Annotated in this window: 16 protein-coding genes; all 16 read right to left on the bottom strand. The window is 68.1% G+C overall.

All coding sequences use genetic code 11. From position 1 onward, the window contains the following. Positions 1-9: 9 nt before the first annotated feature. The gene (locus IPF36_RS06150) at positions 10-858 is read right to left on the bottom strand and encodes an EAL domain-containing protein (protein WP_195427584.1); all 849 of its coding nucleotides are present in this window, start codon (positions 856-858) and stop codon (positions 10-12) included. Between the two features lie 105 nt (positions 859-963). Next, positions 964-1,908, bottom strand: a complete 945-nt coding sequence (locus IPF36_RS06145) for an ATP-binding cassette domain-containing protein (protein ID WP_135705458.1) — start codon at positions 1,906-1,908, stop codon at positions 964-966. 36 nt (positions 1,909-1,944) lie between these two features. After that, positions 1,945-2,748: an aliphatic sulfonate ABC transporter permease SsuC gene (ssuC, locus tag IPF36_RS06140; protein ID WP_195427583.1), complete on the bottom strand. Its 804-nt coding sequence runs from the start codon at positions 2,746-2,748 to the stop codon at positions 1,945-1,947. Positions 2,749-2,759: 11 nt separating this feature from the next. Beyond that, a complete protein-coding gene (gene ssuD, locus IPF36_RS06135) occupies positions 2,760-3,923 on the bottom strand; it encodes an FMNH2-dependent alkanesulfonate monooxygenase (RefSeq protein ID WP_135705460.1) in 1,164 nt (387 codons plus the stop codon). 39 nt (positions 3,924-3,962) lie between these two features. Continuing rightward, positions 3,963-4,997, bottom strand: a complete 1,035-nt coding sequence (locus IPF36_RS06130) for a sulfonate ABC transporter substrate-binding protein (RefSeq protein WP_195427582.1) — start codon at positions 4,995-4,997, stop codon at positions 3,963-3,965. A gap of 166 nt (positions 4,998-5,163) precedes the next feature. Beyond that, positions 5,164-5,817 carry an NADPH-dependent FMN reductase gene (gene ssuE / locus IPF36_RS06125; RefSeq protein WP_195427581.1) on the bottom strand — a complete coding sequence of 218 codons (654 nt, stop codon included), beginning with the start codon at positions 5,815-5,817 and terminating at the stop codon, positions 5,164-5,166. Positions 5,818-5,891: 74 nt separating this feature from the next. After that, positions 5,892-6,896, bottom strand: a complete 1,005-nt coding sequence (locus IPF36_RS06120) for a sulfate ABC transporter substrate-binding protein (RefSeq protein WP_133096440.1) — start codon at positions 6,894-6,896, stop codon at positions 5,892-5,894. 436 nt (positions 6,897-7,332) lie between these two features. Further along, positions 7,333-7,872 carry a bacterioferritin gene (locus IPF36_RS06115; RefSeq protein ID WP_135705464.1) on the bottom strand — a complete coding sequence of 180 codons (540 nt, stop codon included), beginning with the start codon at positions 7,870-7,872 and terminating at the stop codon, positions 7,333-7,335. A 256-nt stretch (positions 7,873-8,128) separates the two neighbouring features. Further along, entirely contained in the window at positions 8,129-10,717 is a 2,589-nt protein-coding gene (gene clpB / locus IPF36_RS06110) for an ATP-dependent chaperone ClpB (protein ID WP_133096442.1), read from the bottom strand. 190 nt (positions 10,718-10,907) lie between these two features. Further along, on the bottom strand, positions 10,908-11,780 hold the full coding sequence (locus IPF36_RS06105) for a MaoC/PaaZ C-terminal domain-containing protein (RefSeq protein ID WP_135705465.1): 873 nt from the start codon (positions 11,778-11,780) through the stop codon (positions 10,908-10,910). Beyond that, entirely contained in the window at positions 11,780-13,930 is a 2,151-nt protein-coding gene (locus IPF36_RS06100; protein ID WP_195427580.1) for a D-(-)-3-hydroxybutyrate oligomer hydrolase, read from the bottom strand. Before IPF36_RS06100 ends, IPF36_RS06105 begins: the two co-directional genes overlap by 1 nt. Before the next feature lie 140 nt (positions 13,931-14,070). After that, the gene (locus IPF36_RS06095; protein WP_195427579.1) at positions 14,071-15,615 is read right to left on the bottom strand and encodes a long-chain fatty acid--CoA ligase; all 1,545 of its coding nucleotides are present in this window, start codon (positions 15,613-15,615) and stop codon (positions 14,071-14,073) included. 15 nt (positions 15,616-15,630) lie between these two features. After that, positions 15,631-16,707, bottom strand: a complete 1,077-nt coding sequence (locus IPF36_RS06090) for a branched-chain amino acid ABC transporter permease (RefSeq protein ID WP_133096446.1) — start codon at positions 16,705-16,707, stop codon at positions 15,631-15,633. Between the two features lie 16 nt (positions 16,708-16,723). After that, entirely contained in the window at positions 16,724-17,749 is a 1,026-nt protein-coding gene (locus IPF36_RS06085) for a branched-chain amino acid ABC transporter permease (protein WP_135705468.1), read from the bottom strand. Between the two features lie 96 nt (positions 17,750-17,845). Then, a complete protein-coding gene (locus IPF36_RS06080; RefSeq protein ID WP_195427578.1) occupies positions 17,846-18,586 on the bottom strand; it encodes an ABC transporter ATP-binding protein in 741 nt (246 codons plus the stop codon). Further along, positions 18,579-19,349, bottom strand: a complete 771-nt coding sequence (locus tag IPF36_RS06075; protein ID WP_195427699.1) for an ABC transporter ATP-binding protein — start codon at positions 19,347-19,349, stop codon at positions 18,579-18,581. The genes IPF36_RS06080 and IPF36_RS06075 overlap by 8 nt, the downstream gene beginning before the upstream one ends. Between the last annotated feature and the right edge of the window lie 49 nt (positions 19,350-19,398).

Genomic DNA, 19,398 nt, shown 5'->3' with positions numbered 1-19,398 from the left:
GGCTCCTTGCTAAGTTGGTGTGCCGCTGCCGATGCCGCTCCTGCGCCCTGCCGCCCGCAGTCCGGCCGCGCTGACCAGCGCGCCGGCGAAAGCGCCCTGCCCCAGGTCGATGCCCGCGGCCTGCAGCCGCTCCACGCTTTCGGCGTCCTGCAGCCGCCGCCCGATCAGCGTGACGCCGGCATTGGCGGCGCTGGCGCGCAGCCCCGACAGCTGGCGGTCGGTCCAGGTGCGGCGCATATCGAGCTTGAGCCAGTCCGGCAACGCATGCGCCATCAGCGCGCCCGCCTCGGCCGGGTCCGACGCCTGCAGGCTGACCGCGAAGCCGTTGCGGCGGTAATTGCCGACCACGTGCAGCAGCAGCGGCAGGTCGTCGTTGGCGCTGGCCGGCACCTGGATCACGAAGCGCTCCAGCGGCAACCCCAGCGACTGCAACGCGCGCCGGAACGCGGCGCCATGGTCGTCGGCAACCGCCGCGAGCAGCCGGTTGTGCACGTTCAGCACCAGCTTGTGCGCGCCGTCGGCGGCAAAGTAGTTGATCGCGTGCAGCAGCCGCGACAGGCGGTCCAGCGACACCAGCGTGGTGTCGTCGGCAGCCATTGCGAACAACTTCCACGCGGCCAGGCCCACGCCATCGTCGGCGTAGGTATGGATCGAGCCTTCGTGCGCGACCACCTCGCGCTCGGCCAGGGTCACCAGCGGCTCGAAGGCGCTGGTCAGCGAGCAATTGAAGAACTGTCCCTGCACCTGCCCGCGCGCGTCGCGCCACAGTTGCCGGTCGGCCAGCGGCTGGCGCGGCAGCGATTCCAGATAGCGTTGCAGCGGATTGGCTGCGCTGGCGGGTTCATGCACGCCTGGCATGGCGATTTCCTTCGGTTGACCGGACCGCGTCGGGTCCCATGGTCGGGTTGTTGATGGCAACGGCGTGCTGCCGCAGCGCACGCCCTGCCTGCTCATGATAGGAGTTCAGCGGGCGGCAGCGAATGAAGATTCCGGGCTGTCGATGTGCGCACCGATGTCGATGCGCTGCGCACGGCGCTTCGTGCCCGCATCGAGGGGCGAAGAGGCCGCTGGCGCTTGCCGCAGCACCCGCTGCAGCACCGCGGCTTCCAGTTGCGCGAAGCCGGCGGCGCCGCGCTCGCGCGGCCGCGCCAGCGCCACGCGCTCGTCCATGGCGATGTGGCCGTCCTCGATCAGCACGATGCGGTCGGCCAGCGCCACGGCCTCGGAGACGTCATGCGTCACCAGCAGCGCCGTGAAGCCAAGCCGCCGCCACAGACCTTCGATCAATCCCTGCATTTCGATGCGCGTCAGCGCATCCAGCGCGCCCAGCGGCTCATCGAGCAGCAGCAACTGCGGGTGATGCACCAGCGCGCGCGCCAGTGCCACGCGCTGCCGTTGCCCGCCGGACAGCCGTGCAGGCCACGCCTGCGCGCGCTCGGCCAGGCCCACCTGCGCCAGCACCTCGGCCGCCTCGCCGCGCCGCGCGCGCGGCAGGCCCAGCGCCACGTTGTCCAGCACGCGCTTCCACGGCAGCAGGCGCGCATCCTGGAACATCACGCGCACGTCGGCGCCGCGCTTGCGGCTGCCCTTGCCCTGCTCCTGCGTGTCACCGTCGATGGCGATGCTGCCGCCGTCGGCGCCTTCCAGCCCCGCCAGCAGCCGCAGCAGCGTGCTCTTGCCGCAGCCGCTGCGCCCGACGATGGCGACGAACTCGCCCGGCGCCACGTCGAGCGCCACATCGTGCAGCACCTCGCGACCGTCATAGCGCTTGACTACCTGGCGCAAGCGTAGCGCGACGCCACCATGGCGGCGGCGCGGCGCCGCTGCCTCGTGCCTGACCGCCTCGCGGCGCGCGAGGCCCGCTTCAAGTTCGGCCAGCGCGGCCTGTTCCACCGGATACATCTGCATGTCGATCTCCTTGCCGAACGTGCGGCGTTGCGTGGTTCAGGCGGCTGCGTAGCCCGGGTGCCAGCGCAGCCAGTAGCGCTCCAGCCCGCGCGACAGCAGGTCGGCCAGCTTGCCCAGCAGCGCGTATAGCAGGATGCCCACCAGCACCACGTCGGTCTGCAGGAACTCGCGCGCGTTCATGGTCATGTAGCCGATGCCGGACTGCGCGGAGATGGTTTCCGCGACGATCAGGATCACCCACATCAGCCCGAGCGAAAAACGCACGCCCACCAGGATCCCGGGCAACGCGCCTGGGAGGATCACTTCACGGTACAGCTGCCAGCCCGACAGCCCGTAGCTGCGCGCCATCTCCACCAGCCCGGTGTCGACCGAGCGGATGCCGTGGTAGGTGTTCAGATACACCGGGAAGAACACGCCCAGCGACACCAGGAACAGCTTGGCGGATTCGTCGATGCCGAACCACAGGATCACCAGCGGGATCAGCGCCAGCGGCGGGATGTTGCGCACCATCTGCAGCGTGCTGTCGAGCAGCGTGGCCGCGCTGCGGAACGCGCCCGTCAGCAGACCGAGCAGCAGGCCAAGCCCGCCGCCGATGGCAAACCCGGCCAGCGCGCGCCAGGTGCTGACACCTACGTGTTTCCACAACTCGCCCGAACGGGCCAGGTCCCAGGCAGCGTGCAGCACGGCCAGCGGGGCCGGCAGCACGCGGTTCGACAGCCAGCCGTTCTGCGAGGCCGCCTGCCACACCACGATCAGCAGCATCGGCACGATCCACGGTGCCACGGCGCGCGCCAGCGCGGCGGGATGCCGGCGCGGCGGCGGAAGATGCGGAGCGCTCATGCCGCCCTCCTTCAACTCTGTGCGGCGCGCGGCACGATGCCGGTCGCCATGACTTCGCCGAACGGGCCCGATAGCACCTTGCCTGGCAACTTCTCGCGCACCGAACGCGGCAGCAGCGGGAACACGAGTTCGGCAAAGCGGTAGGCCTCTTCCAGGTGCGGGTAGCCGGACAGCACGAAAGTGTCGATGCCCAGCTCCGCGTACTCGCGCATGCGCTCGGCGACGGTGTGCGGATCGCCCACCAGCGCGGTGCCGGCGCCGCCGCGCACCAGGCCGACGCCGGCCCACAGGTTGGGGCTGATTTCCAGCGCCTCGCGCGTGCGGCTCGCACCTCCCGCATGCAGCGCGGCCATGCGGCGCTGCCCTTCCGAATCCATCCTGGCGAACACCGCCTGCGCGCGCGCCACGGTCTCGTCGTCGAGGCGGCTGATCAGGTCATCGGCGGCGGCCCACGCGGCGGCATCGGTCTCGCGCACGATCACGTGCAGGCGGATGCCGAACCTGACGGTGCGTCCATGCTTCGCCGCATGCCGGCGCACGTCTTCCAGCTTCTGCGCCACGTCGGCCGGCGGTTCGCCCCAGGTCAGGTAGGTATCGACCTGCTCGCCCGCCAGCGCATGCGCCGGCGCCGACGAACCGCCGAAGTACACCGGCGGATGCGGCCGCTGCAGCGGCGGATAGAGGACGCGCGCGCCCTTCACGCTCAGGTGCTTGCCCTGGTAGTCGATCTGGCCACTGTCATGGCTGGCCGCCAGTACGTCGCGCCAGATCCGCAGGAATTCGGCCGAGGCCTCGTAGCGCTCGCTGTGGTCGAGGAACAGGCCGTCGCCTTCTAGCTCGGCGGTGTCACCGCCGGTGACGAGATTGATCAGCAGCCGGCCGTTGGAAAGCCGGTCGAACGTCGCTGCCATGCGCGCGGCAAGCGTCGGCGCCATCAGGCCCGGCCGCACCGCGACCAGGAATTTCAGGCGCTGCGTCACGGCCGACAGCGCCGATGCTGCCACCCACGGGTCTTCGCAGGAACGCCCGGTGGGAATCAGCACCCCTTCGTAGCCGAGCGTATCGGCGGCCACGGCGACCTGCTTCATGTAGTCGAAGCTGACTTCGCGCGCGCCTTCGGAGGTGCCGAGGTAGCGGCTGTCGCCGTGGGTGGGGATAAACCAGAATACGTGCATGTCGTGCTCCTTGTTGTTATGCGATGCCGTCGCGACGCATCAGCGCTGTGCTTGCTGTTGCGGCCTCTGTTGCGCCTCCTCCCAGCGCGCGTCGGCCACCTTGACCGGCTTGGGAAGCAGCCTGAGCGCGTGAAACGCATCGGCGATGCGCTGCTGCTCGGCCAGCACGTCGGCGCTGACCGGGCGCGCGCCGTAAGAGAAGCGCGAGACCGCCAGTTCCAGCACGTCGGCAGGCAGGCCGACTTCGCCGGTCAGCACCGCGGTCGCGTCCTTCGGGTTCTTTTCTGCCCAGGTGCCCAGCGTGGCGAGTTCATCGAGGATCAGGCGCACGATTTCGGGCTTCGCCTGTGCGTAGGGACGCGACGCCAGGTAGAACTGGTGATTGCTGACCACGTTCTTGCCGTCGGCGCCACGGCCGTCGGCCAGCACGCGCGCGCCCAGCTGCTTTTCGGCGGCGGCGAGGAACGGGTCCCAGATCACCCAGGCATCGACCGAGCCGCGCTCGAAGGCAGCGCGCGCATCGGCGGGCGGCAGGTAGACCGGCTGGATATCGCTGTACTGCAGGCCAGCCTTTTCCAGCTGGCGCACCAGCAGGTAATGCACGTTCGAGCCCTTGTTGAAGGCCACACGCTTGCCGCGCAAATCGGCCACCGAGCGCAGCGTCGACAACTTCGGCACGACGACGGCCTCGGCGGTCGGCGCCGGCGGCTCGTTGCCGACATAGACCAGTTGCGCGCCCGCGGCCTGCGCGAAGATCGGCGGGGCTTCGCCCACGGTGCCGAAGTCGACCGCGCCGACATTGAGGCCTTCCAGCAGTTGCGGGCCGGCCGGGAATTCGGTCCATTTGACGGTGATGCCTTGCGGCGCCAGCCGCTTTTCCAGCGTACCGCGCGCCTTCAGCAGCGTCAGCGTGCCGTATTTCTGGTAGCCGATGCGCAGCACCTTGGCATCGATCTTCGACTGCGCTTCGGCGCGGCCGGGCAGCAGCCCGTAGGCCAGGCCGGTGGCGGCGACCAGCGCGGCAATGAACAGGCGGCGGCGCAACGAGCCGGCCGGCTTGATGGTGGTGGTCATGCGATTTCTCCGTGGCCGGCCAGGGCGCCGGCGAATGTTCTGAAGTCGGACTGCGTGCAAACGCGGGCAGCATCCCGCCCTGCCCGCCCGGGTTGCCGGTGGCATGGCTGGCGGCGTTGCTGCCGCGGCGCCGGACTGGCCGGCGCCAATGCATCAGGAATTCAGATCAGGCGGTACATCGCTCCGCCACCACGGCGGCAGCGGCGGCGCGCTGCACGAAGGCACCGGGCACAATGTCGAGCGCGTCGAGCGGGACCTCGATGCGGGCGTGCGCCAGTGCGTCGCGCACGCGCAGCAGGCCTTCGTCGAGGCGGGCGGACAGCGCGGCGTCGAAGCGCGCCTGGCGCACGCCGCCGCCATCGGAGGAGGCGGAGGAGGCGGAGGTGTCGATCTGCTGGTCCACGGCAAAGATGCCGGGCAGGATCTGGCGCGAGCCCAGCGCGGACAGCACCGGGCGCAGCGCGTAGTCGATCGCCAGCGCATGGGCGAGGCTGCCGCCGGTGGCGATCGGCAGCACGATCTTGTCGCGCAGGCCGGTTTGCGGCAGCAGGTCCAGGAAGGCCTTGAGCAGGCCGCTGTAGGCGGCCTTGTAGACCGGCGTGGCCAGCACCACCACCTGGGCCTCGGCCACCGCGCGGGTGGCGGCGGCAATGGCGTCGTCGTCCACGCGCGCCGCCAGCAGCGGGCCCGCCGGCAGGTCGCGCAGGTCCAGGTGGCGGGTGCGTTCACCGGCAGCTTCCAGCGCGGTGCGCAGGTGCGCCAGCACAAGGCCGGAGCGGGACTGGACTGACGGGCTGCCGGAGAGCGTCAGGATGGACATCGGGGCTTCCTTCTTCTGGTGGGCCGGCTCGGTGCCGGGCCGCCCCACGCGGCCCGGCCCGCCAGCCTCATGGATTATTTCTTGCCGGGTTGATAAACCTGGTCGAACGAGCCGCCGTCGGCGAAGTGGGTCTTCTGGGCCTTCTGCCAGCCGCCGAACACCTCATCGATGGTGAACAGCTTGACCTTGGGGAAGTTGGCCGCGTACTTGGCCGCCACCTTCTGCGAGATCGGGCGGTAGTAGTTCTTCGCGGCGATCTCCTGGCCTTCGTCGGTGTACAGGAACTGCAGGTAGGCCTCGGCGGCCTTGCGCGTGCCCTTCTTGTCGACCACCTTGTCGACCACGGCCACCGGCGGCTCGGCCAGGATCGAGATCGACGGCGCGACGATCTCGAACTTGTCCGGACCCAGCTCCTTGATGGCCAGGATGGCTTCGTTCTCCCAGGCCAGCAGCACGTCGCCCAGGCCGCGCTCGACGAAGGTGGTGGTGGCGCCGCGCGCGCCAGAGTCCAGCACCGGCACATGCTTGAGCAGTTCGCCGACGAACTCGCGCGCCTTGGTCTCATTGCCGCCAGGCTGGCGCAGCGCATAGCCCCACGCGGCCAGGTAGTTCCAGCGTGCGCCGCCCGAGGTCTTCGGGTTCGGCGTGATCACCTGCACGCCGGGCTTGACCAGGTCGCCCCAGTCCTTGATGCCCTTCGGGTTGCCCTTGCGCACCAGGAACACAATGGTCGAGGTGTACGGCGCGGCGTTGTGCGGCAGGCGCTTTTGCCAGTCCGGCTTGATCAGTCCCTTCTCTGCGATGGCGTCAACGTCGTAGCCCAGCGCCAGCGTCACCACGTCAGCATCCAGCCCGTCGATCACCGAACGGGCCTGCTTGCCGGATCCGCCATGCGACTGGCGCACGGTCACGGCATCGCCGCCCTGGGCCTTCCAGGCCTTGGCGAAGGCCGCGTTGACGTCGACATACAGTTCGCGGGTCGGGTCGTAGGAAACATTGAGCAGGTTGGTCGCCGAAGCGGTCTGCGCCGCGCCCAGGGCGCCCAGGACTGCCAGGCCGATGGCCAGTTTGCGGATCATTCGTGTTGCTCCCGTCTGTCGTGAATGGGCGCCAGGCGCCTCTGGTTGCTGTGCCCGCCGCCGGGGGCGGGCTTGTGTCAGGAGCAAGACTACCGACGGGGCTATCTGAACGGAACGAATGGTTTCGCCGATCCTTTACTGTTTTTTGCATAAGATCGGACGGAAATATCGGCATGCCGTCATATGGGGACGACGGGACGCAAGGTGCGCGTGAGGTGGCGTGAGGTGGCGCGAGGTTGCGCAATCCGCACACCCAAAAGAAAACGCCCGCACCGGCAAACCGGTGCGGGCGAAGTTTCCATTCCGGAAACGGGTAGACAAGTCATGAAGAGCGCCCCCGCATCTCCATGACAAGTAAATGGTATCGGCTCGCCGCCGAGTCCGATTTGATCGCGGTCAAGTCCGGGACAACCCGCAGAAATTCGCCATGCAGGCTTCAGCCGCCCTGGCGCGCCAGCAGGTCCGCCATTTCGTCGGCGTGCTCCTCTTCCACCGCCAGGATCTCTTCCATCATGCGGCGCGACGTCGGGTCACGCTCGCCCAGGAACGTGATGATCTCGCGATAGCTGTCGATGGCGATGCGCTCGGCCACCAAATCTTCCTTGATCATCTCGGTCAGGCTGTTGCCCGGGACATACTCGGCGTGCGAGCGGCTGGTCAGGCCGTCCGGCGCGAAGTCGGGCTCGCCGCCCAGCTGGACGATGCGCTCGGCGATCTGGTCGGCATGGCCCTGCTCTTCATTCGAGTGGGCCAGGAATTCTTCGGCGACGCTCTTCGAGTTCGGGCCCTGGGCCATGAAATAGTGGCGGCGATAGCGCAGCACGCAGACGATCTCGGTCGCCAGCGCGTCGTTGAGCAGCTTCAGCACGGCCTCGCGGTCGGCGGTGTAACCGGAGGTCACCGCACCCTCTTCGATATGCTGGCGGGCCCGCGCGCGCAGGGTCTTGACGTCGGTGAGGAAAGGCTTGTCGGTCATGGATTGGCTCCTGTGGGGACAGGCTGCGTGGAGGCGCAGCGCTTTGCAAGGAAACTCAACCCTTTTGCAACGCGAAAAGCATGCCACTTGGAGAATCGCATGCAGCACGGCAACTGACGGAGCGAAGCGCGGGATCGCCGTGAAAAAATTGCACGGCGCGGCACTCCCTTACATGGCAGGGCGCGGCCATGCAAAAAGGCCCTTGCGGGAATCCGCAAGGGCCTGCCTGTGACACCGAAGAGTCTCGAAACCGGGCTTACTGCACGGCCTGCCCGAAGGTGAACTCGCCATCCACATAGTCCACCGGCACCACATCCTTTGCCGCGAACTTGCCTTCCAGGATGGCGCGCGCCACGGGGTTCTCGATCTGCTGCTGGATCGCCCGCTTGAGCGGACGCGCCCCGAACACCGGGTCGTAGCCCGCGCTGGCGATCTTCTCCAGTGCATAGTCGCTGACCTCCAGCGTCATGTCCATGCGGGCCAGGCGGGCCTGCAGGCGCTGCAACTGGATGCGCGCGATCGACTCGATATTCTTCTGGTCGAGCGCGTGGAACACCACCACTTCATCGATCCGGTTCAGGAACTCCGGCCGGAAATGCGTGCGCACTTCCTGCCAGACCGCGCCCTTGATCGCTTCCTGCGGCTCGCCGGCCATCGACTGGATCATCTGCGAACCCAGGTTGGACGTCATCACGATCACCGTGTTCTTGAAGTCCACCGTGCGGCCCTGGCCATCGGTCAGGCGGCCGTCGTCCAGCACCTGCAGCAGCACGTTGAAGACGTCGGGGTGGGCCTTCTCCACTTCATCGAGCAGCACCACGCTGTACGGCTTGCGGCGCACGGCCTCGGTCAGGTAGCCACCTTCCTCGTAGCCCACGTATCCCGGCGGCGCGCCGATCAGGCGGCTGACGCTGTGCTTCTCCATGAATTCGCTCATGTCGATGCGGATCAGATGCTCTTCCGAATCGAACATGAACTCGGCCAGCGCCTTGCACAGCTCGGTCTTGCCGACACCGGTCGGTCCCAGGAACAGGAACGAGCCATAGGGCTTGTTCTCGTCCGCCAGCCCTGCGCGCGAACGGCGGATGGCATCGGACACCAGCCGCACGGCCTCGTCCTGGCCGACCACGCGGTTGTGCAGGCGGTCCTCCATCTTCAGCAGCTTCTCGCGCTCGCCCTGCATCATCTTCGACACCGGGATGCCGGTCGCGCGGCTCACCACTTCGGCGATTTCCTCGGCGCCCACCTGCGTGCGCAGCAGCTTGTTGGGCTGCTTCTGCTCGCTGGCTTCGGCATCGGTGGCGGCCTTGAGCTTGCCTTCCAGTCCCGGCAGCTTGCCGTACTGCAGCTCGGCCACCTTGTCGAGCTTGCCTTCGCGCTGCAGCTTCGCGATCTCGAGCTTGACCTTCTCGATCTCTTCCTTCAGCGCGGCCGTGCCCTGCGCGGCACCCTTCTCGGCCTTCCAGATCTCGTCGAGGTCCGCGTACTCCTTCTCCAGGCGCGCGATCTCCTGCTCGATCAGGTCCAGGCGCTTGAGCGAAGCCTCGTCGGTCTCTTTCTTGACCGCTTCGCGCTCGATCTTGAGCTGGATGGTGCGGCGCTCGAGCTTGTCCATCGCCTCCGGCTTGGAGTCGATTTCCATCTTGATACGCGCGGCGGCCTCGTCGATCAGGTCGATGGCCTTGTCGGGCAGGAAGCGGTCGGTGATATAGCGATGCGACAGCTCCGCCGCGGCGACGATGGCCGGATCGGTGATCTCGACGCCGTGGTGCAGCTCATACTTCTCCTGCAGGCCGCGCAGGATGGCGATGGTCGCTTCCACGGTCGGCTCGTCGACCAGCACTTTCTGGAAGCGGCGCTCCAGCGCGGCATCCTTCTCGATGTACTTGCGGTATTCGTCAAGCGTGGTCGCGCCGATGCAGTGCAGCTCGCCGCGCGCCAGCGCGGGCTTGAGCATGTTGCCCGCGTCGATCGCGCCCTCGGCCTTGCCCGCGCCCACCATGGTATGGATCTCGTCGATGAAGACGATGGTCTGGCCCTCGTCCTTGGCGACGTCGTTCAGCACGGCCTTCAGGCGTTCCTCGAACTCGCCGCGGTACTTGGCGCCGGCCAGCAGCCCGGCCATGTCGAGCACCAGCACGCGCTTGTTCTTCAGGCTCTCGGGCACTTCGCCGTTGACGATGCGCTGCGCCAGCCCTTCCACGATCGCGGTCTTGCCCACGCCCGGCTCGCCGATCAGCACCGGGTTGTTCTTGGTGCGGCGCTGCAGGATCTGGATTGCGCGGCGGATCTCGTCGTCGCGGCCGATCACGGGGTCGAGCTTGCCGATGCGGGCACGTTCGGTCAGGTCGATGGTGTACTTCTTCAGCGCCTCGCGCTGGCCCTCGGCCTCTGCGCTGTTGACCGATTCGCCGCCGCGCACGGCCTGGATGGCCGATTCGAGCGACTTGCGGTTCAGGCCGTTCTCGCGCGCAATGCGCCCGGCGTCACCCTTGTCGTCGGACACGGCCAGCAGGAACAGCTCGCTGGCGATGAACTGGTCGCCGCGCTTGAGCGCTTCTTTCTCGGTGGCATTGAGCAGGTTGACCAGGTCGCGGCCGATCTGGACCTCGTTGGTGCCCTGCACTTGCGGCAGGCGCTTGATGGCGGCGTCCAGCGCCGTCTGCAGGCCCTGCACGTTGACGCCGGCGCGTGCGAGCAGTGCGCGGGCGGCGCCGTCGTCCTGCGACAGCAGCGCGCGCAGCACGTGCTGCGGGTCGATGTATTGGTTGTCGTTGGCCAGGGCCAGGCTTTGCGCTTCAGCGAGCGCTTCCTGGAACCGGGTGGTTAGCTTGTCAAGACGCATAGGATTCCCTCTCTCGGATAGGTCGTGTCCTGATGCGGGGGGCGCTGGCCCCGGCTTCACCGCCGGGGTGCCTGGATGCCCTGCCGGACACTGGATATCCGAAAGATAAGGCTTTGTCGCGACATTTCAAGGACCCGCGGAGATAAGGCTTTGAGTGCAGCAAACGGTACGCGAAGCCGCCACAAACAGGCTATGCCGCCCGGCTCTCGCTGCCCTTGTCCGCCAGGTTGCGCACCAGCACCAGCGATTCGCCCTGCACGACCACCCGGCCATCCGCGCCGGTGACGACGCTCGCCAGGTTGACCAGGTCCTTGCCGGCGCGCAGCCGGACGATGCGCACCTGCGCGGTCAGCGGCTCGTCCAGCCGCGCTGCCGAGGCCAGCCGCAGCGATTGCTTCATCCACCCGGTGCCGCGCCCCGGCAGCCGTGTGCCGAGCAGGTCGGAAAACATGCCGGCCAGCAGCGGCAGCGGCACCACCGCCTCGCCGAAGCCGCGCGCGCGGGCGAAGGCGGCGTCAGCATGGTACGGATTGGCATCGCCGGTCAGGGCAACGTACTCGGCGATATCGGCCGCGGTGAAGGCGCGCGTGGCGCTGGCCGACTGCCCGGGACGCAGGCCGTACAGCGCGGGATCGCCCGCGGCCTCCGGCTGCGCGCCTGGCCATGCCGGCAGCCGGCCCGGTGCAGCCTCCGCCAGCCACGACGATTCACCGGCGGCCGCGACGCGCGGCGCCGCGCCGGGGATGCCCGCGCTGACCGTGGTGCCAAAACCCGCCGGCCGCGCCTGCGGCTGCGGCACCAGCGCAAACGCCACCGCATCGCCGGCGAAGGCCGGCGTCGGGAACATCAGCGTCTGCGCCACCGGCAGCGCAGGTGCGGCCAGCTCCCGCCACGTATGCGCGCACAGCAGCGAAAACAGGAACATGCCGTGCGCCACCGTGGCACCGAAGTGCGTGCCGCGGGCAAAGGCCGGATCGCAGTGGATCGGGTTGTCGTCGCGCGACAGCGCGGCGAAGCGGTCGAAATCGCGTTGCGTCAGCACGCGCGGCATGGCGTCGGTCATCAGTTGGGCACCTCCACGGTCAAGGCGTTGACGGTGATCGCATTGCCGGGTGCGGGCGTGGCGGCGATCGGCGGAACATTGGACGGCAGCAGCGTCGGCGCCGGCGTGTTGACAGTGCCGCCGCGCGGCGTGGTGCGCACCACCTGCGACGGCGGCAGCGGCTTGCCGGTCGTCAGGTTGTCGTACACGGCGTCGAGCGCGCGGTTCAGGTACACATGGAGCGGCACGTAGCGGTTGCTGTAGCCCGCCACCAGCCCGATGAAGGCATCGAAATGCTGGGCATTCTCCACCTCGATGTAAGCCAGCTTGCTGGCCAGCCCCTCCTTCTGCCGGTTCAGCCCCAGGTACGGGCGCGAGGTATGGTTCACCGGCAGCAGGCCGTCGCTGCGGCCGTGCACGATCACCGCCGGCTTGCCGCGCAGGTTGCCGTTGCGCAGCGTCAGCGCCTGGCCAGCCTGCAAGGCGCGCGCCGCGGCGTCGGTCCCGGCCAGCAGCTTGCGCAGGCAATCGGCGCCATCGTAGTTGAGATCGGTGCGGCCGTTCGATGCCGACACGGAGAACAGGTTCAGGTACGGGCCGTGCGTCGGGTCGAGGTCGTTGATCAGCTGCACCGAGGGCGGCTGCGGCGGGATGCCATTGCCGGTGGCGAACATCGACGCCAGCGCTGCCGGGGCGATCGCCGCCGGCTTCAGGTCGGTCAGCGTATTGGCGAAGCTGTATCCGCACAGCTTGTCGGTCACGCTGGCCTGCGCGTAGGCGTTGGCGTAGGTCACGGTGATCGCGGCAGCGGTGTCGAAGGCGGCCAGCGACGGGTGCAGGTCATCGGATTCGGACTCCCAGCCCGCTTCATGCAGCGCCTGCAGCGCGCTGGCGCTTTGCTCGCTGGTATTGGTGCCGGTGACCAGTCCCTTTTCCGCCAGCGTGGTGCAGCGCGCCGCGAAGAACGGCGCCATGGTCGGGTTGTCGTAGAACGGTGACTGCGTCAGCGCAGTGGTGCGCGCGGCGCAGTGCTGCAGCAGGTTTGCCGTGCTGGTGTAGTCATACAGCGTGCGGCCCGAAGACGGCACCTGCACGCCGCCGCGCCGCACCACCACGCCTGTATCCGGTGGCATGTTGAGGTTGGGCTCGCCCACGGCCACGCCATCGATCAGGCCATCGGTGTCCTGCTCGGCAGCGGCCACCGCGGCGCCGCCACCGTTCGACACGCTCGACGCGATCACCAGGATCTTGCCCTTGTCCATGCTGCGCTGGCGCGTGCCGTTGGCGGACACCGCGCCGAAGCGGTCATTGATCGCCCAGATCGCGAACTCCACCGCCTGCAATGTGAACTTGCCCCAGTCCTTCTCCGGATTGCGCTGCGAATGCGCGTGCTTGAACGCGAGCCGGTGCGGGCTGGCGGCGGTGAAATCCGCCAGCGACGTGGCGCCTGCGGGCGCGGCGAACTGCGCATTCTTGCCGGCGGCCGCGCGCGTGGCGCGGGTGCCGTCGATCAGCGGCACGGTATCGGTATCCAGGTCGTGCGGCGCGGCGCCGGTGCCCTTGTCGGTGTAGGCGACCGCGCAGCCGCGCTTCAGCCCCCATTCGCCGGTGGCGATGGCACCGTACACGCCGCGCGAGCCCGACGACGTGGCGGTGATCACGCACGGCCTGGCCGTATCGAAGCCGGCCGGGATCTGCACCAGCATGGTCACGTTCTGCTGGCCCGTGCCGTCGTCCGAATACGCCAGGTATTCCACGCCGGCGATCTTGCCCTCCGAGCCGGTGACATTGCCCTGCGCGTCCACGTTGGGGCCGTACAGCGAGCCATAGCCGCCAGCCGCGGTGGTGTCGACGATGGCTCGGTAGTTGGAGTAGATCGCGTAGCGCCGCAGTTCCGCCGCGGTCGGGGCGGTGGCATTGGCCGGCAGCGGCGCGGTGGCACTGGCAAGTCCGTCCTTGCCCAGCCCCGCGGTCAGCAGGTCGTCGCTGCTGCCGTTGTAGCTGATGATGTTGACCGCGCCGATATATGCGGGCTTGGTGTTGGGGTTGTTGCCGTTGCCATTGTTGTCATCGCCCGAGCCACAGGCAGCGGCCAGCATCGCTGCCGCGACGGCGAACACCGTACCGCGCAAGCTGCCTTGTTGCGGCGGCGGAAACTGCTTGGAATGCATGTCACCCTCCTTCTGTCGCCCGCGTCGGGGCGGTAGAGACGTACGTCAATGAGGAACAGCGGAGACTGCGGACAGCGGGACTGCGGGGACTGCGGGGACTGCAGGAAATGCAGGAAATTCGTATGGCGGGACGCGGCGCGTCAGCCGGCAAACCTGGCGCGCAGCTTGTGCTTCTCCACCTTGCCCGACGGCGTGCGCGGTAACGCGTCGACAAAGCGCACATGGCGCGGCACCTTGTAGCCGGCAAGCTGCGCCTTGCAATGGGCGATGACCTGCTCCGCATCGAGCGAGGCGCCAGCGCGCAGCACCACCAGCGCCATGCCCGTCTCGCCCCAGCGTGCGTCCGGCGCGCCGATCACGGCGGCCTCGGCCACGCCCGGCAGCTGGAACAGTACATTTTCGACTTCGGCGGGATAGACGTTCTCGCCGCCGGAGATGTACATGTCCTTGGCGCGATCGACGATGTAGTAGTCGCCGTCCTCGTCGCGCCAGGCGATGTCGCCGGAATGCAGCCAGCCGTCGCGGATCGCATTGGCAGTCGCTTCCGGCAGGTTCCAGTAGCCGGGCGTGACCCCCGGCCCCTTGATCAGCAGCTCGCCCCGCTCGCCGGGCGCGACATCATTGCCCACGGGGTCGATGATGCGCGTCAGCATCGACCCCACCGGCTTGCCGATGGTGCCGATCTTGCTGCGCGCGGTGTCTTCGTCGCAGACAAAGACCGTGGGCCCGGTTTCGGTCATGCCGAAGCCGAAGCAGATGGTCACGCCCTTGGCCAGGTAGGCTTCCAGCAGCGGCCGCGGCACCGGCGAGCCGCCCGCCGACATGTTGCGCACGCCGGAGAAGTCCGCTTGCGCAAAGCCGGCATGCTGGCTCAGGAACAGGTACACCGCCGGCACCGCGAAGAACATGGTGATGCCCTCGCCCGATTTGCGGTCGAGCCGGTCCAGCACGACCTGCGGCTCGAACTGCCGCATGATGTGCACCGTGCCGCCGGCATGCAGCACCGGGTTGGCATACAGGTTCAGGCCGCCGGTATGAAAGAACGGCAGCACGTTCAGGAACACGTCGTCGCGCGTGATCTTGTTGGCCAGCATGGCGTTGACGGCGTTGAAGAACACCATGCCATAGGTCTGGATCACGCCCTTGGGCTTGCCGGTGGTGCCGGAGGTGTACAGCAGGTGCCATACCTCGGACTCGTCGCGGCACGGCATCTCGATGATGCGCCCCGAGGCCGCGTCGAGCACGGCTTCGTACTCGGTCCAGCCACCGGGTACATCGGCCGCCTCGTCGTCGGCAAGATGCAGCACCGCGCGCAGCGGCAAGGTGCGCGCCAGTTCGGCGGCCACGGCCAGGAAGCCATCGCCGGCGACCAACACCTCGGGCGTGCAGTCCTGCAGGATCGGCAGCAATTCCGCCGCGGGCAGGCGCCAGTTCAGGCACACCATCACCATGCCGGCCTTGGCGCAGCCGTAAAGCATCTCGAAATAGTCGGAGCTGTTGTGCGCCAGCACGGCGACGCGCGTGCCTGGCGCCAGCTGCAGGCCTTCGGCCAGGTATTCGGCGAAGCGGCTGGCGCGCTCGTCGAACTGGCGATAGGTCACCCGGCGGCCGCTTTCCACGTCCACCAGCGCGATCTTGTCGGGGGTGTGCTGCGCGTTCTTGTGCAGCCAGTCGATTACGTACATTGCGCGGCCCTCCGCTCAGGTTGCCACGTCCTGCACGGCCCGATTGCCGCGCAGCCGCCCCACCACGCCCTGCGGGAAGTAGTAGACGCTCAGGATAAACAGCAGGCCGAGCCACAGCAGCCAGCGGTCCGGATGCAGCAGCGACGACAGCAGCGGCAGCGCCGTGGTGGCGTCGCTCGCCAGCTTCATCACGTCCTGCAGGTAGGTCTGCGCCACCAGGAACAGCACCGTGCCGATCACCGCGCCGTAGATCGTGCCCATGCCGCCGATCACCACGATCAGCAGGATGTCGACCATGATCTCGAATGACAGCGAGGTGTCAGGACCGTTATAGCGCAGCCAAACCGCCATCAGCACCCCGGCCAGCGTGGCGAACATCGCAGACAAGACCGTCGACACCGTGCGGTAGACCACAGTGCGGTAGCCGATGGCCTCGGCACGGAAGTCATTCTCGCGGATCGCCTGCAGCACGCGGCCGAACGGCGAATTGACCACGCGCAGCAGCGCCAGGAACAGCACCAGCGCGCCGGCAAACACCAGGTAGTAGCTCAGCAGCTTGCCGGTCAGCGGCACGCCCAGCAGCTCGGCGTCGCCGAGCGAGAAGCCCGGGCGCAGCACCTCGGGCACCTTGAAGGTCAGCCCGTCCTCGCCGCCGGTCCATTCCGACAGCTGCGACACCAGCGTGGCGAAGGCGGTCGCCACCGCCAGCGTGATCATCGCGAAGAAGATCGCACGCACGCGCAGCGAGAACAGGCCGATCAGGAAAGCCAGCAGCGCCGAGACCGCCAGCGCGCCCGCGGCGCCCACGGCGAGCGCGCCCCAGCCTGGCTCCATGCGCGACATCGCGATGGCCACGCCATAGCCGCCGATGCCGAAGAACATGGTGTGCGCAAACGAGACGATGCCGGTGTAGCCCAGCAGCAGGTCATAGCTGGCCACCAGCACCACGAAGATGCAGATCTTGGCCGCCATGTTCAGTGCGCGCGCGCCGGGAAAGGCGAACGGCGCGCAGGCCAGCGCCAGCAGGATCAGCAGCAGGATCACGGTGAGCACGCGGCTGCGCGGCAGATCGCCGGAGAGAAGTCGGATCATGGTCGTGTCGCTCCGTTCATCGCCGTGCCACCGGGAACAGTCCTTGCGGGCGCCACAGCAGGATCAGCATCATCAGCAGGATGTTGGAGAACAGCGCAACCTTCGGGTACAGGAAACCGGTGTAGTTGGCCATCAGGCCGACCAGCAGCGCGCCGACAAAGCAGCCCGTAGTCGAACCCAGCCCGCCGATGATGATGACGATGAAGATCAGCACGTTCACCTGCGCGCCGATCGCCGCGGTGATGTTCTGCTGGTACAGCCCCCACAGCACGCCGCCCAGCCCGGCGAGCCCAGCGCCGACCACGAACACGCCGATAAACAGCCGGCGGATGCGATAGCCGAGCGCCTCGACCATCTCGCGGTTCTCCACGCCCGCGCGGATCAGCAGGCCGATGCGGGTGCGGTTGAGCAGCAGCACCATCGCGATAAAGATTACCAGCCCGAGGGCCATCGCGATCAGCCGGTATTTCTCGATCGCGGCATCGCCCAGCAGCACCGCGCCGCGGAAGGTGGTGGGCACCTGCAGCGCAATGGTTTCCGGGCCCCAGATCGCCTTGATCAGCTGCTCGGCGACAATCATGCCGCCCATGGTGATCAGGATCTGCTTCAGGTGCTGGCCATAGACGGGGCGCACCACCACGCGCTCGAAGAACAGCCCGACCGCGCCGGCCGCGACCATGGCCGCGGCAATCGCCAGCGCGAAGACCGCCAGGTTCTGCACGAGGCTGTCCGCCTCCACCCAGCCTGCCATCGGCAGCAGCACCGATGCCGCCACGTAGGCGCCCAGCGCGATGAAGGCGCCGTGGCCGAAATTGAGCACGTCCATCAGGCCGAAGACCAGCGTCAGGCCGGAGGACACCACGAAGATGATCATCCCCATCGCCAGGCCGGCGATGGTCAGCGTGAGCCAGGTCGAAGGGCTGCCGACCAGCGGGAAGGCTAGCAGCATCAGCAGCGGCGCCAGGGCCAGCGGGGTCCAGTCGAGCCGGACCTTGGGCAGGGCTGCCGGCGGTGCGGTAGGTAAGGTCGTTGAAGTTGTCATGGGTCTCCATCCTGCGGCGGGCGTATCGGCCGCACGTTGTTTGCTCCCCTCTCCCGCACGCGGGAGAGGGGAGCAAACCATCAGTCCTGCACGGCGCTACTGGTGTGCCGCCAGCGACAGCCCCAGCAATTGCTGCTGCAGCCCGTCATCCCCCGCCAGCGCCGCCATCGTTCCCGCATGCACGGTGCGTCCGTCATCCATCACTGCCACCGTATCCCCCACCGACTTTGCCATGTTGAAGTTCTGCTCCACCAGCAGGATCGACACTTCGGTCTGCTTGAGCTCGCGGAAGACATGGATCATGTTCTGGATGATCGCGGGTGCCAGCCCCTTGGTGGGCTCGTCGACGATCAGCAGCTTGCGCGGCTCGATGATCGCGCGCGCCACCGACAGCATCTGTTTCTGCCCGCCCGACAGCACGCCGGCACGCTGGTGCCAGAAGGTCTTCAGTGCCGGGAACATGCGAAAGACCCAGTCCAGCCGCCGCTCGTCGATGGCCCCGCTGCGCGCGGCAAGGCGCATGTTCTCGGCCACGGTGAGGTCGGAAAACACGCTCATGTTCTCCGGCACGTAGGCAATGCCTGCCTGCGCGATCGACGGCGTGCTGTGGCGCGTGATGTCCGCGCCGTCGAAGCTCACCGTGCCGGCGCTTGCCTGCCACAAACCCATGATGGTGCGCAGCGTGGTGGTCTTGCCGGCGCCGTTGCGCCCCAGCAGCATGGTCACGCCGCCGCGCGGCACGTCGAAGCTGACGCCGTGCAGGATGTGGTACGGGCCGATATGGGTCTGCACGCCCTGCAGCCGCAGGATCGGCGTGGCGTGTTGCGCGTCAGCCATGGTTGCCGCCCTCCTTCTCTTCCTCCGCCATGCCCAGGTAAGCCTGCTGCACTACCGGCGATGCGATCACCTCGGCGGGGTCGCCGTCGGCCACCAGCGTGCCGTTGTGCAGCACGATGATGCGATCCGCCAGCGAGCGCACCACATCCATCTTGTGCTCGACCAGCAACACCGTCTTGCTGCGGTCCTGGCGGATCTCGCGGATCAGGTCCAGGATCACCGGCACTTCGTCCACGCTCATCCCCGCGGTGGGTTCGTCGAACATGAACACGCGCGGCTGCAGCGCCAGCAGGATGCCGACTTCCAGCTTGCGCTGGTCGCCATGCGGCAGCGACGCCACCACCAGGTGCTGCTTGCCCGCCAGCGCCACCCGCTCCAGGATCGCCAGCGCCTGCGCGCGCACGTCGCGGTGGCTGGTCCACATCGAGATCAGGTCGATGCCGCGCTGCTGCCGCGCCTGCACCGCCAGCCGCACGTTCTCCAGCACGGACAGCTGCGGGAACAGGCTGGTCAGCTGGAAGGCGCGGCCGATGCCGCGCCGGGTCTTCTGCGACACCGGCAGGCGCGTCACGTCCTCGCCGTCGAGCAGGATCTGCCCGGCGGAGGGCGGCAACTGCCCCGAGACCAGGTTGAAGTACGTGGTCTTGCCGGCGCCGTTCGGGCCGACGATGCAGGTCAGCTCGCCCGGCCGGAATGCGCACGACACCGCATTGACCGCGACATGGCCGCCGAAGCGGATGGTCAGGTCGCGCGTCTCGAGCAGCGGCCGGGCGCCGGCCGCCGCGGCCGTGCCGCGCTGCGCAGCGGGCGAC

This window comes from Cupriavidus sp. IK-TO18 (genome assembly GCF_015549295.1).
GTDB lineage: Bacteria > Pseudomonadota > Gammaproteobacteria > Burkholderiales > Burkholderiaceae > Cupriavidus > Cupriavidus oxalaticus_A.
This window is presented reverse-complemented; position numbering and strand designations above follow the sequence as displayed.

Bases quoted from the DNA above. Each gene is read 5' to 3' on its own strand.
- IPF36_RS06150 (WP_195427584.1), bottom strand. From the start codon at position 858: ATGCCAGGCGTGCATGAACCCGCCAGCGCAGCCAATCCGCTGCAACGC.
- IPF36_RS06145 (WP_135705458.1), bottom strand. From the start codon at position 1,908: ATGCAGATGTATCCGGTGGAACAGGCCGCGCTGGCCGAACTTGAAGCG.
- ssuC (WP_195427583.1), bottom strand. From the start codon at position 2,748: ATGAGCGCTCCGCATCTTCCGCCGCCGCGCCGGCATCCCGCCGCGCTG.
- ssuD (WP_135705460.1), bottom strand. From the start codon at position 3,923: ATGCACGTATTCTGGTTTATCCCCACCCACGGCGACAGCCGCTACCTC.
- IPF36_RS06130 (WP_195427582.1), bottom strand. From the start codon at position 4,997: ATGACCACCACCATCAAGCCGGCCGGCTCGTTGCGCCGCCGCCTGTTC.
- ssuE (WP_195427581.1), bottom strand. From the start codon at position 5,817: ATGTCCATCCTGACGCTCTCCGGCAGCCCGTCAGTCCAGTCCCGCTCC.
- IPF36_RS06120 (WP_133096440.1), bottom strand. From the start codon at position 6,896: ATGATCCGCAAACTGGCCATCGGCCTGGCAGTCCTGGGCGCCCTGGGC.
- IPF36_RS06115 (WP_135705464.1), bottom strand. From the start codon at position 7,872: ATGACCGACAAGCCTTTCCTCACCGACGTCAAGACCCTGCGCGCGCGG.
- clpB (WP_133096442.1), bottom strand. From the start codon at position 10,717: ATGCGTCTTGACAAGCTAACCACCCGGTTCCAGGAAGCGCTCGCTGAA.
- IPF36_RS06105 (WP_135705465.1), bottom strand. From the start codon at position 11,780: ATGACCGACGCCATGCCGCGCGTGCTGACGCAACGCGATTTCGACCGC.
- IPF36_RS06100 (WP_195427580.1), bottom strand. From the start codon at position 13,930: ATGCATTCCAAGCAGTTTCCGCCGCCGCAACAAGGCAGCTTGCGCGGT.
- IPF36_RS06095 (WP_195427579.1), bottom strand. From the start codon at position 15,615: ATGTACGTAATCGACTGGCTGCACAAGAACGCGCAGCACACCCCCGAC.
- IPF36_RS06090 (WP_133096446.1), bottom strand. From the start codon at position 16,707: ATGATCCGACTTCTCTCCGGCGATCTGCCGCGCAGCCGCGTGCTCACC.
- IPF36_RS06085 (WP_135705468.1), bottom strand. From the start codon at position 17,749: ATGACAACTTCAACGACCTTACCTACCGCACCGCCGGCAGCCCTGCCC.
- IPF36_RS06080 (WP_195427578.1), bottom strand. From the start codon at position 18,586: ATGGCTGACGCGCAACACGCCACGCCGATCCTGCGGCTGCAGGGCGTG.